Below are 11785 nucleotides of genomic sequence, written 5' to 3'. Positions count from 1 at the left end.
ACGGCCCATCCGGACGACCCGCTCCACACGCCGTCGCCCCGCGCCGGGGCGGCGGGCGGCGCGTCCAACCCCAGCCACGCCAGCGGCTCCGGGTCCGCGGGGACGTCATCGGGGAGCGGGATGCGCCACGTGGCGCACGCGGCGGTGACCGCGGGGCGAAAGTCGCGGAAGCCGGCCGTCGTCACCGGGTGGACGAAGGCGCCGTCGTTGGCCCCATGGTTGGGCACCGTCCCCGTTTGGCCCTCCATCACCGCCAGCAGCAGCGCTACGCCTGCCTTCAGCCGGGCAACGGCTTCGTCCGGCAGCGCCAGGCCGATGGAGCGCAGGGCGCGCTCGGCCACCACGCACTGGTCCAGCGCCAGGCGCAGGTAGGTGAACGAGTGCTGCACGTACCACCCGTCCGGCGCGAACTGCTCTTCGATCAGCGTCGCCAGCCAGCGGCGCCCGCTCCGCAGCCAGCGCTCCGCCTCGGGATGGGCGCCGCGGAAGCGGACGCCCAGGCACACCAGCCCCGCCGCCTCGGAAAGCGAGTGGTTGTTGTGCTGCGACACCGCGTAGCCGATGGCGTCGGCGATGCGCTCGCCCGAAGCCGCCAGCGTCTGCGCGATCCCTTCCACCGGCGGCAGGTTGGCCTCGGCGTACAGGAGCGCCGCGGCGCGGATGGCCGTCTCCTGCCCGCACCCCCAGTGGGGGCCGCGAAAGGGCGGGCTGCTGGCGCGCCACGTGCCGAACCGGAGGCGGAAGGCGTCCACGTAGCGCGTGTCGCCCGTCACCAGCCAGCCGCGCACCAGGTCGTACACCCACCCGAAGCGCCCCGGCTCCCACACGTCCTTGATGTCGCCGCCCGAGCCCAGGTGCGGCACCGTCCACCAGGGCGCGTCCCCGAACGAGTGGGCCGTTTCGGGATGGACCAGCCACTCCTGCGCCGTGGACGGAAGCGGCTTCCACGTCCACCGGTACGCGTGGTGGAAGCCGTCCGCCACGCGGTCCGCGCGGTCGATCGCGGCCGCGAGGTCCGTGGCGCTCCGCAGGCGCTGTCCGTCAACGCCGAAGGGGTGGTTCCCCCGGAAGGGCGCGTCCGGCACGGCCCGCCGCGGGGACGGGCGGAAGCGGCCCGCCGCCTTTCGCGCCTCGTGCAGGGCGCGCAGCGTGGCCCCGCGCGCCCCGTAGGTGCGCGCGACGGTGCGTACCGCCTGCGGCCAGCGGTCAACCGGCAGCACGGTCCGCCACCAGGGAGCGCAGCATTCCATCCAGCCGGTCGGCCAGGACGGGGCGGTCGTGCTCGCCCGCCACCCAGGCGCGGCCGCGCTCGCCCATGCGTGCGCGCTCGTCGGCCGCGTGAGCCGCCAGCCGGACGATGGCGTCGGCCAGGGCGGCGCCGGACGCGTCCGCCGCCTGCTCCCCCGCGCCGGCGTCGCGGACCATCTCCGCCACCTCGCCCGGGACGTTGCAGACCACCGGCAGCCCCGCGCCCAGGTAGTCGAACAGCTTGTTGGGGCTCACGCCAAAGGAAAAGAGCGGCACGTCGCGCAGCACCATCAGCCCCGCGTCGGCCTCGGCCAGCAGCGCCGGCATGGCCTGCTTGGGAACGGAGGCGCGGAACTCCACGTTCGCCAGCCCCCGCCGCTCCGCATCGGCCACGAGCGCGGCCTTGGCCGGCCCGTCGCCGACGAGCAGGAAGCGGAGGTCGGCGCGGTCGCGCAGCCGCTCGGCCGCGTCCAGCACCGCGTCGAGCCCGTTCAGCGGGCCGTGCGCCCCCGTGTACACCAGGGTCAGCGTCGGGCGGGGCGGGCGCTGGATGGCGCCGAAGGCGGACACGTCCACGCCGTTGGGAACGTGCACCAGCTTTTCGCGCGGTACCCCTCGCTCGGCCAGGTAGTCGGCGGAGCCGCGCGCCAGCACCACGATGCGCGAGGCGCGCCGGTACAGCCGCCAGGCGATCTTCTCGAGCGCCACGTACCCCGGGCTGCGCCGCCCGCCCGCGGCGGAAAGCGTCTCGGGCCACAGGTCGCGCACCTCGAAGACGAACGGCAGCCCCCAGCGCGCCGCCAGCCGCTCCGCCGCCAGCGCGGCGAACAGGTGGGGCGACGAGCCGATCACCACGTCCGGCCGCTCGCTCCGGGGCAGCCGCCACACCCGGAAGCTGAACGAGAGCCAGTTCCGGGCGCGGCGCCAGTCGTTGCGCTCGTACGGGGCCGCCCACAGCCAGCGGAAGCGCACCCCCTCGATGGCCTCGTCGATCGGCCGGCGGTCGCCGGGGCCGGCCCGGCGCGCGTACCGGCGGGTGTGCAGGTTCAGGTCCGACGCGGCCACCGTCACCCCCCACCCGCGGCGCGCCAGCTCGCGGCCCAGCTCGAAGTGCCGCGTGCCGCCGCCCTCCCCCGGGCCGACGGCGAAGTGGTTCACCCACAACAGCGAAGGCATCAGGCGGCGGCGCGTGCGGGAAGGGGGGCGTCCACGAACATGCGGCACCACAGCTCGATGCACATCATGGCGAAGATCGTGTAGGCTGCGTCCACCTCGCCGCGCCGGTCCTGCTCCACCAGCCGGGCGACGGCGGCGGGATCGAACCACCCGCGCCGGGAAAGGGCGGCGGCACCCAGCGTGTCCTCGCGCAGTTCCCGCAGCTCACCGTGCAGCCAGTCGCGCAACGGCGCGCCGAAGCCGGTCTTGGGACGGTAGATGACGTCGTGGGGAAGGAACGGCTCCATCGACTTCTTGAAGATGGCCTTGCCCACCCGCCCCTGCTGCTTGAGCCGGGGGGGAATGCGGGTGGCGAAGTCCACCAGTTCGCGGTCCAGCAGCGGCACCCGGGTTTCTACCCCGGCGGCCATCCCCGTCTTGTCGGTGTAGTTCAGGTTGTGGTCGGCCAGGAAGTGCTTGGCCTCCAGGTACAGCATGCGGTTCAGCGGGTCGCGCTCGCCGGGAATGCGGTGCAGGCTGTCGACCAGCGGCGCGGCCGTGTCGACGTCGCGGGTGGCGGCGGCGAACGCGGGGGTGTACAGGGCGCGGCGCACCGCCTCGCCGCTCCACCACCAGTAGCTGGCCATCCGCCGGTCGGGGTCCAGGTCGGCGTTGGCGAAGGCCTTGGCCGCGCGGCGCAGGGAGGAGCGGTCCATCATCCCCAGGCCGCCCTCGCCCGCCCAGCGCGCGGCGCCGGCCAGCCCGCCGCGGAGGGTGAAGGGGAGCCACGACCAGGCGCGCTCCATCCGCAGGGCGTAGTGCCGCCGGTAGCCGGAAAAGATGTCGTCGCCCCCCGCGCCGGAAAGCAGCACCCTGGTCCCGTCCGCCCGCGCCTGCTCGCTGATCAGCAGGGCGTTGATGGGCGCCGGGTCCGCCTGGGGCTCGTCCAGGTGGTAGAGCATGCGCTCCAGGTGGCGGATGGCGTCGGGCTCGATCTCCAGGACGCACAGGTCCACCCCCAGGTGCGCCGCCACCCTGCGCGCGTACGGCAGGTCCGCGGGGTTCCCCTCCACGTCCTCGTCGCCGCGGAAGCCGATGGAGTAGCAGCGCGGGGTGTAGTCCGGCCGCACGCGCCGCATCATGGCCACCACGGCGCTGCTGTCGAGCCCGCCGGACAGGAAGGCCCCCACCGGCACGTCGGCCACCATCTGCCGGTCCACCGCCGCCTCCACCTGCCGGGCCAGCTCGGCCGCGATGTCGGCCTCGGAGCCGGGCAGGTGCTCGCGCCCGTAGGGCAGGTCGTAGTGGCACCACTCGCGCTCCACCCGGCCCTCCCGCAGCACCATGGCGAAGCCCGGGCGCAGCTTGCGCACGTGCTTGAGCACGGTGCTGGGCGAGGGCGCCCACAGGTAGGCCAGGTGGTAGTGGATGGCCTCGGGGTCCATCTCGCGGGGAACGAGCCCCGTCTGCAGGAGGGACTTGATCTCCGAGCCGAACAGCACCCCGTCGGCGAGCGACGCGTAGTACAGCGGCTTCACCCCCAGGCCGTCGCGCGCCACCAGCACGTCGCCGGGGCGCATTCCCCCGCGCTGGCCCGAGGGGCGCCCGTCGTAGATGGCCAGGGCGAAGATGCCGTTCAGGCGCTCAAGCATGGCCGGGCCCTCGTCGGCGTACAGGTGCAGCAGCACCTCGCTGTCCGTGCGGCTGCCGAACGCGTGGCCGCGCGACTCCAGCTCGCGGCGCAGCTCCTGGAAGTTGTAGATCTCGCCGTTGTACGTCATCCACAGCCCGGCGTCGCCCGCGCCCTCGGCGGCGCCGCAACGCCCGCAGCGCACGCCCATGGGCTGCGCGCCGTCGCTGGACAGGTCGATGATGGAAAGCCGGCGGTGCGCCAGCCCCACGCGCCGCCGGCCGCCCCCCGGCTCCAGGACGCGCCGGCCCTCGCCGTCGGGCCCGCGGTGGGCCACACAGCGGATCATGGCGTGAAGCACGCCCCCGTCAAACTCGCCCGCGAACCCCGCGATTCCGCACATGCGCCCGCCATCCGGCGCCCCCGGAACCCGGAAGCGCGCCCCTTGCATGCACCGCGCGCTTCTGCCGGGCGGTGCCGAAAACAATCCGCAAAACTACACCCTGCGCCAAGGGGGAACAACCCGACGCCCCGCCACGTGGTGGACGAAACGACGGGACGCGGGCCCCCCCGCGAGCCGCCGCGCCCCGGCCGGTTCAGCCGGGGAGGGCCTCGTTCACGACGCGGGCGTAGAACGCCTCGGCGCGGCGCATCACCTCAGCGAAATCCGCCCGCTCCGCGACCAGCGCCGCGTTGCGCTCCGCCGCGCCCCGGCGCAGCGGCTCGTCCCCCAGCGCCCGCAAAAGGGCGGCGGCCAGCGCGGCGGGGTCCGCGGGGTCGCAGAGAAGCCCGTTCTGTCCGTCCGTGATCCATTCCCGCACGGAAGCGATGTCGCCGGCCACCGGGAAGGCGCCGCACGCCATGGCCTCGAGCAGCGTGTTGGGCGTGCCGTCGAACTCCGAGGGCGACACCGCGGCGGTGGACAGGCGCAAGAGCGCGGCCATCTCGGCGGGCGCCACCCGCGGAAGCAGGCGGACCGCGTGGCCGATGCCCAGGTCCCGGATCCACCGCTCGGCGCGGGGGTCGCCCTGCATTCCCACCGCGGCGAAGACCGCCTCGGGGCGGCGCTCCAGTACCCGCGGGATGGAGCGGAAGAAGGTGTCGTTGCGGACGTACGCGCGGAAGCCGCGGGCGTTGAGCACCAGCGGGCCGCCGGCGGGGAGCGCGTGCCGGCGCGCCACCTCGGCGTCGGGCGGCCCGGGATGAAAGACGTCGCGCCGGATTCCGCCGTTGCCGGGAAGCACGGCCGAGGGGCGTTCCGGGTTCCACCCCCACTGCTCGGCCAGGTGCAGGTCTCGGGCGCAGTCGGGGTGCAGCGCCGTGGCCCGCGCCAGCGCACGCCGGGTGAACCGCCCGACCAGGGGGTATCGCTCCGCCCAGAGTTCCAGGTCGTTTCCCCACACGGAAACCACCAGCGGGTACGCCGTGCCGGCGAGCGCCTCCGCCGCCACGATCCCCTCGTACGGAATGCGCAGCGCGTGTACCACCTCCGGCCGGATCTGGAGGACCAGCTCGCGAAGCCGCCGCGCGTGGCTGCCCAGCGTGGCGGGCGCCAGCCAGCCGAACACGGTGGGGAACGCCGCGGCAACGGCGCGCGCCCGCAGGTTGCGCGTCAGGGCGGCCGCGCGGCCGGCGGAGGCGGGCGCCGCGCCGCGCCCCACGTTGCCTCCGGCGAACCGCGCGAAGGCCACGGGGAGCACGTGAAGCCCGGCCAGCCGGAGCGAACCGGCCTCGCAGGGAAAGGTCGACACCAGGTGCACCTCGTCGCCCCGGGCCACGAAGTGCTCGATCCAGTTGCGCGCGATGGGGCTGCGCCCGTCGGCCACGAAAAGGATGCGGGTGCCCCGCGGGAGTGCCCGTGCCCCGCCCGCGGGTGCCGGGAGTACGCCGGCATCGCTCATCACAGCCCCGCCAGCGGCCGGCCCGCCCGGGCCGCGTCCAGCAGCGTCACCATCCGCCGGGCGGCCGGCGCCGGCTGCTCGTCGCGCAGCGACTCGCGCCCGGCGGCGCCCATCCGCGCCGCCAGCCCCGGCGTGGCGCACAGCTGGGCCATGCGGGCCCCCAGCAGCCGGTCGTCCCCCGCCGGAAACACCCATCCCGAGCTTCCCTCGGCCACCAGGTCGGCGGCGGCGTTCACCCGCTCCGAGGCCAGCACGGGGAGCCCCGCCGCCATGGCCTCGGGCACCACCACCCCCCACCCCTCGGCGTGCGAGGGAAGGACGAAGGCGTCGGCGGCGGCGAACAGTTCCGGAAGCCGCGCGGGCTGCACGAAGCCGGGAAACCTCACCCGCCCCGCGATGCCCAACTCGCGCGCGAGCGCCGCCAGGGCGTCGCGGTCGGGGCCGTCGCCCGCCACCACCGCCACCGCGCCGGGTGCCTGCAGCCGCGCGAAGGCGCGCAGCAGGGTGTCGACCCCCTTGCGCGCGATCAGCTGCCCCGCGTACACGAACGCCACGGCGCCCGGCGCCACCTGGAGCTCCGCCCGCAGCCGCGCGCGCGCCTCTGCCCGGGCCCCGGGCGAAAGCCGGAAGGCGCCGGTGTCGGCGTAGTAGCGGAAGTCGGCGATGCGATCCGGCCGCACCCCCGCGCGCGCGTACGAAGCGCAGGCCCGGGTGCCGATGGCCAGCACGCCCCGCGCCCGCCGCAGCACGGCCCGCAGCGCGGCGCGCAGGGCCCGGCGAACCGGCGGCGCCGGGCCGTGCAGCAGCTCTTCGCCCCAGTACACCCAGGGAATGCCGCTCAGCCCCAGCGCCGCGGCGGCGAGCTGAATGGTGGGCATGGTGTACGACCCGGTGAGCACGGCGACGTCGGCGCGGGACCCCGCCACCAGCCGCGCGACCCCGGGGTTCACGTGGGCCGAGCCGGCCAGGGTGCGCCCCCGGAGCACCTGGTACTCGTATCCCTTGTCGGCGGCGAGCGCCCAGGCGCGGTTGGCCTCGGTGGGCGCGCCGTAGGCCACCCGCAGTTCCACCCCCGGCCGCCGCGCAAGGCTGGCGAAGAGGGCGTCGTTGTACGGCGTGGGGATGTTGCTGACGACCAGCACCCTAGGCATTCGCGTTCCCCGCCGCCGGCGGCGGCGCCGGACGGGTGCACATCCGCATGATCACGATGGCGGGCAGCACGATGAAGCACCACTCCTGGAACACCTGCGCCAGGTATCCGCGGATCACGGCCTGGAACAGGAACCCGGTGTTGATGGCCAGCAGCAGCTGGCGCCAGGGGTCGCCGGGGTCCGCCTGGTACCAGCGCCAGAGCCAGCGCACCCCCATGCCGAACAGAAAGCTGCCCAGCGCCATCCCCGGCCACCCGAACATGAAGTAGTACTCGCCGAAGTGGGGCACCGCCGCACCCAGGTTCGCCGACTCGGCCGTGCCGATGCTGCCGCCGATGTCGTACAGCCACATGGGCAGGGGCTTTTCCGGCCACAGGAACCGCGGGATGGGAAGGATGAAGAGGTACGCCAGCGGATCGAAGCCCACGTAGTCCACGTGCTGCGGCACCACCTGCATGACCGCCCCGAACGTCTCGAAGACGCGCGTGTCGCTCAGCCCGCCCTGGACCACATCGCCGAAGTTGAAGGCGAGCCCGCCGTTTGCACCCCCCGACCGGAAGAACAGGCGCGCCCACGCCAGCCACCCCACGAACATGAACGCGCCCAGCCCGGCGGGCACCAGCACCGCCAGGCGGGGTCGCTTGCCGGCCTTGAGATACAGCAGCATGGAGAAGGCGATCCAGAGGATCACCACGCGGTACCGGAAGCCGATGGACACGTACACGATGGTGATGAGCAGCACGGCGGCGGCCCGCGACCCCAGGCCGCGGAGCGCCCCCGCGATGACCAGCACCAGCAGCGCCGGCGTGAACCACTCGATGGCGAGGACCAGGTACGGGATGTCGGGCCCGTCGCCCCCGCCCCCCATGGAGCCGAACAGCCCCGGAAGGAAGAACGTGCCCAGCGACCTCCCGGCGATGCGCGCCCACAGGAGCATGAACACCAGCGCCAGCAACACCAGCCCCCATCCCATCCGCCGGGCGGCGGCCGGGTCCCACCGGCGGCGCAGCGCGGCGGCCGACCCGGGCGGCGGCCCCACGGGCACGGCGTAGCCTGCCCAGAGCGAAAGCACCACCACGAGCACGGCCAGCAGCCCCCTGGCGTAGGCCGCCTCGAAGTTGCGGCCCACGAACACCATGTCGTCCATCGAGAACCGCACCAGCGGCCCGACGACGAAATACAGGAAGTACAGGCCGGTCACCAGCACCATCGGCTCGAACAGGTCGAAGGTGCCGGTCGCCATCCGCACCGCGGCGGGCGCGAGGATGATCCCGCCCAGCAACAGGCAGAGCAGCGTCTCCCGGCCCATGAACCCCTGTGCGTATCGCGCGACGACCCACCCGCACGCCAGGGCGGCGGGCAGGATCCACACCGCGCCCGGGGGAATCGCCGGGGCGGCGGAACGATCGGCGGTCGGAGATGCGAGCGGCAAGGGACGCGAAAACAGGGTGAAACGGGGGTGCTGCGCGCGCCGAATCTATACGCCCGAGCCGCGGAACGCCACCACCCGCGGTTCCCGGGGCCGCGCGTACCCCGTTGCGGCGATTGCACTTCCAGCGATCGCGGGTTAGATTTGCCGCCGATCCCCCCATCCTCCCGAGGTCCCGCGCGAATGAGCCACGACGTCATGCCCGGCCTTCACCCCTCGCCCCCGGGCGCCAAACTCCCCGCATTCCTCCGGCGCGGAGCGCAGCTGCGCTTTCCCGAGCCCGTCTCGGCCCGGCTGGACCTGATCCGCGGGACCGCCGCGCTGTTCGTGATGTGGAACCACCTGCGCGCGGCGCTCTTCGTGGAGTATGCGCGGGTGATCCCCGAAAACCAGTCTCTGGGCGCCAAGGCGGTGTACTTCGCCACCGGGTTCGGGCACGCGGCCGTCATCGTTTTCTTCGTGCTGAGCGGCCTGCTGATCTCGGCCAGCGTGCTGCGGGCCGTGGACGAGGGGCGCTGGTCGTGGGGATGGTACGCGTCGCAGCGGCTGACGCGGCTGTACGTGGTCCTGGTGCCGTGCCTGGTGCTGGGCGCCCTCTGGGACCAGGCGGGGCTGGCGCTGTTCGGCACGGCGGGCACCTACACCGGCGAACCGGGTGCACCCTTCATGTCGTTCGCCGTGAGCGACCGCACCGGGGCGGGCACCCTGTTCGCCAACCTGTTCTACCTCCAGGAAATCGTGGCGCCTCCCTTCGGGTCCAACGCGCCCCTGTGGAGCCTGAGCTACGAGTTCTGGTACTACGCCCTCTTCCCGGCGCTCCTGCTGGGCGCACTGGCCCCGGGCGCCGTCCGCAAGGCCGCGTACGTGGCCGTGGCCGCGGCCGTGGCGCTCTTCGTGGGCCCCGTCATCCGTACGTACTTCCTGCTCTGGCTCCTGGGCGTGGCGGTGGCGGTGGCCCCGGCGCCGCTGGCCGGCCGGCCGCACGTGCGCCGCGCCGCGGCGGGCGGGCTGCTCCTGGCGCTCGGGGGCACCCTGGCGCTGGTGCGCGTCGACGCGTTCCCCTCGGCGCTGGCGGCCGACGCCGCGCTCGGGGTGGTGTTCACGGGGCTGCTGTGGGTGCTGCTGCAGGGCGGGGCCGCCGCGGCGCGGCGCGCGCCGGCGGGGAGGACGGTGTCGGGGACCATCGCGGGCTTCTCGTTCACGCTGTACGTGGCGCACATGCCGCTGATCGTGTTCCTGGCGGCGGTGCTCACCCGCAACGGCGCGGCACCCTGGCAGCCCGACGCGGCGCACCTGGCCGCGCTGGTTCCGCTCACGGCACTGGTGCTGGGGTATGCCTGGGTCCTTGCGCGGCTTACCGAGGAGCGCACCGTGCAGGTGCGCCGGTGGGTGGAGCGGCGGGCCCGGTCCCTCTTCGCGCGGGGCCTCGCGCGACCGATGCTGGGCGTGGATGCCGGCCCGGCCCGCTGAACCGTCGTTCGCCGGCGCGCCGGGCGCTACTTGATGCCCAGCAGCGCGACGTGGGGGGCGGTGCGGTAGGGGTTCACCCCGCCGTCCACGGTGTTCAGCAGGTGGATGCGCCGGCACCCCTCGCGCACCTGGCGGTAGTCGTCGAACACCGAGTACGAGTACGCCAGCCCGTCGCCTTCGGAGAGGGTGTACCCCTTTCCACGCGTCCGCACCAGGTCCGCCGCCTTCCATAGCCCCACCGCGCTCAGCAGCTGCTTGGCCGCGCGCACCGCCGCCGACCCCTGCCCGAAACGGTTGGTGTCGGAAATGAAGACGGCCCTGCGCGCCACCCTCAGCATCTCCGCGACGACCCGGCGGGGCTCGCGGACATGGTGCAGGACCGCGAACTCGCACACCAGGTCGAACTCGCCGTCGGCGTAGGGCAGCGCCGTGGCGTCGCCCACCCGCAGCTCGTCGGCGGAAAGGCCCTTGGCGTGGCCCTGGTCGATCAGCGCCTGCACGGGCTCGATCCCCACCACCCGGATGTCGGGACGGTGCGCCCGGATGTGCTGCACCGTGCGCCCGGTACCCGCCCCCACGTCCAGCACCGACCGGATCTCCAGGAAGTCGAGCATCGACAGCATGAAGGAGAGGGCGAAGTAGTGCTCGTCGCCCTCGCGGACGTGCATCTCGTCGTACCGCTGCGCGGTGGAGGCGTAGTAGGCCCGCTGGACTTCTACTTCATGCTGGGTCATGGCCGGACGGCATCGGGGAAAACGGGGCGGGCGCCTTCGCCGGCCTGGCGCGTGGCGCGCGCCACCTTTTCGCGGAAGGCCGGCCAGGTGTACCGCTCGGCGGTGGCGCGGACGGCCGGGCGCATTCGCGCGAGGGCGTCCCGGTTCTGGTGGCACCAGCGAAGGCGCTCGGCGATGGCCTCCGGGGCGCGGATCGGCACCACCCATCCGTCGCGGCCGTCGGTGACCAGGTCTGCCGCGCCGGTGTTGTGGGTGGCGATCACGGGGGTGCCGCACGCCATGGCCTCCAGGTACACCAGGCCGAACCCCTCCGCGAGCGACGGCACGCACAGCACGTCTGCCTGCTGGTACAGCTCCCGCAGCCGGGTCCGCGACGCGTCCGTCTCCATGCGGAAGCACCCTTCGTACGCGCGAAGGACTCCCTCGTCGAAGCGCCCGCGGCCCACCAGCGTAAGCTCGGCGTCGGCCAGCCGCAGCCCCCGCCACGCCTCCAGCAGGTCGCTGAGCCCTTTTCGCTGCACCATCTGGCCGGCGAACAGCACGCGGAAGGGTCCCGGACGGCGCTCGGGGGCGGGGTGCAGGAACGCGGTGTCGACGCCGTACGGGACCACCCGCACCGCCTCGGGCGCCACGCCGTTCTCCACCAGCGTACGCCCGGTGTAGCGCGACGCGACCAGGCACAGGTCGGCCATCCGCGGCTCGCCCGCCAGCCGCCGAAAGCGCTCTCCCCCGGCCCGCATCTCTTCTTCGCCCGCGAGCGACCCGGCGGCGGGGACGCGCTTCATCTCGTCCAGGAACAGCGACCGCAGCGACGCCGGGTGGGGATGCACCTGGAACAGCAGGCGCGGGGCGCCGCCCGCGCCGTAGGCGCTGAACGCCGCGTGCGCGTAGTAGCTGTAGGCCAGGATCCCGGCGCCCCGCCGCCGGGCCAGGGCCCCCGCCCGCGCGCCCAGCCGGGCGTCCACCTGGTCCAGCGTGCCCAGCCCCGCCGCCTGCCGGAAGGCCTGGCCCCACAGCGACACCACCCGCGACGACGGCAGCCCCGGCGCGTACCGCCTGCCCAGGGC

General features: G+C 74.2%; 9 protein-coding genes. 1 reads left to right on the top strand and 8 read right to left on the bottom strand.

The features are described 5' to 3' along the window. From VIB55_RS22760 to VIB55_RS22735, 6 genes are all read right to left on the bottom strand, one after another. A partial coding sequence (locus VIB55_RS22760) for a heparinase II/III family protein (protein WP_331878970.1) occupies nt 1–1250 on the bottom strand: 1250 nt, incomplete at its 3' end. Continuing rightward, a complete protein-coding gene (locus tag VIB55_RS22755) occupies nt 1207–2424 on the bottom strand; it encodes a glycosyltransferase family 4 protein (RefSeq protein WP_331878969.1) in 1218 nt (405 codons plus the stop codon). The genes VIB55_RS22755 and VIB55_RS22760, both read right to left, overlap by 44 nt. Beyond that, the gene (gene asnB, locus VIB55_RS22750) at nt 2424–4436 is read right to left on the bottom strand and encodes an asparagine synthase (glutamine-hydrolyzing) (RefSeq protein WP_331878968.1); all 2013 of its coding nucleotides are present in this window, start codon (nt 4434–4436) and stop codon (nt 2424–2426) included. The genes VIB55_RS22755 and asnB overlap by 1 nt, the downstream gene beginning before the upstream one ends. A gap of 193 nt (nt 4437–4629) precedes the next feature. After that, complete coding sequence (locus tag VIB55_RS22745) at nt 4630–5934, bottom strand: glycosyltransferase (protein ID WP_331878967.1); 1305 nt, start codon at nt 5932–5934, stop codon at nt 4630–4632. Beyond that, nucleotides 5934–7085, bottom strand: coding sequence for a glycosyltransferase (locus VIB55_RS22740; RefSeq protein WP_331878966.1), 1152 nt, complete (start codon nt 7083–7085; stop codon nt 5934–5936). Before VIB55_RS22740 ends, VIB55_RS22745 begins: the two co-directional genes overlap by 1 nt. Beyond that, entirely contained in the window at nt 7078–8457 is a 1380-nt protein-coding gene (locus VIB55_RS22735; RefSeq protein WP_331878965.1) for a hypothetical protein, read from the bottom strand. Before VIB55_RS22735 ends, VIB55_RS22740 begins: the two co-directional genes overlap by 8 nt. Nucleotides 8458–8697: 240 nt before the next feature. Here VIB55_RS22735 and VIB55_RS22730 point away from each other — a divergent pair, with 240 nt between their 5' ends. Further along, the gene (locus VIB55_RS22730; protein WP_331878964.1) at nt 8698–9984 is read left to right on the top strand and encodes an acyltransferase family protein; all 1287 of its coding nucleotides are present in this window, start codon (nt 8698–8700) and stop codon (nt 9982–9984) included. Between the two features lie 26 nt (nt 9985–10010). Here VIB55_RS22730 and VIB55_RS22725 read toward each other — a convergent pair whose 3' ends face one another. Both VIB55_RS22725 and VIB55_RS22720 read right to left on the bottom strand, forming a co-directional pair. Then, on the bottom strand, nt 10011–10718 hold the full coding sequence (locus VIB55_RS22725; protein WP_331878963.1) for a class I SAM-dependent methyltransferase: 708 nt from the start codon (nt 10716–10718) through the stop codon (nt 10011–10013). Next, the coding region (locus tag VIB55_RS22720) for a glycosyltransferase family 4 protein (RefSeq protein ID WP_331878962.1) at nt 10715–11785 on the bottom strand (1071 nt) is incomplete at its 5' end. The genes VIB55_RS22720 and VIB55_RS22725, both read right to left, overlap by 4 nt.

Source organism: Longimicrobium sp., assembly GCF_036554565.1.
Lineage (GTDB): Bacteria > Gemmatimonadota > Gemmatimonadetes > Longimicrobiales > Longimicrobiaceae > Longimicrobium.
This window is presented reverse-complemented; position numbering and strand designations above follow the sequence as displayed.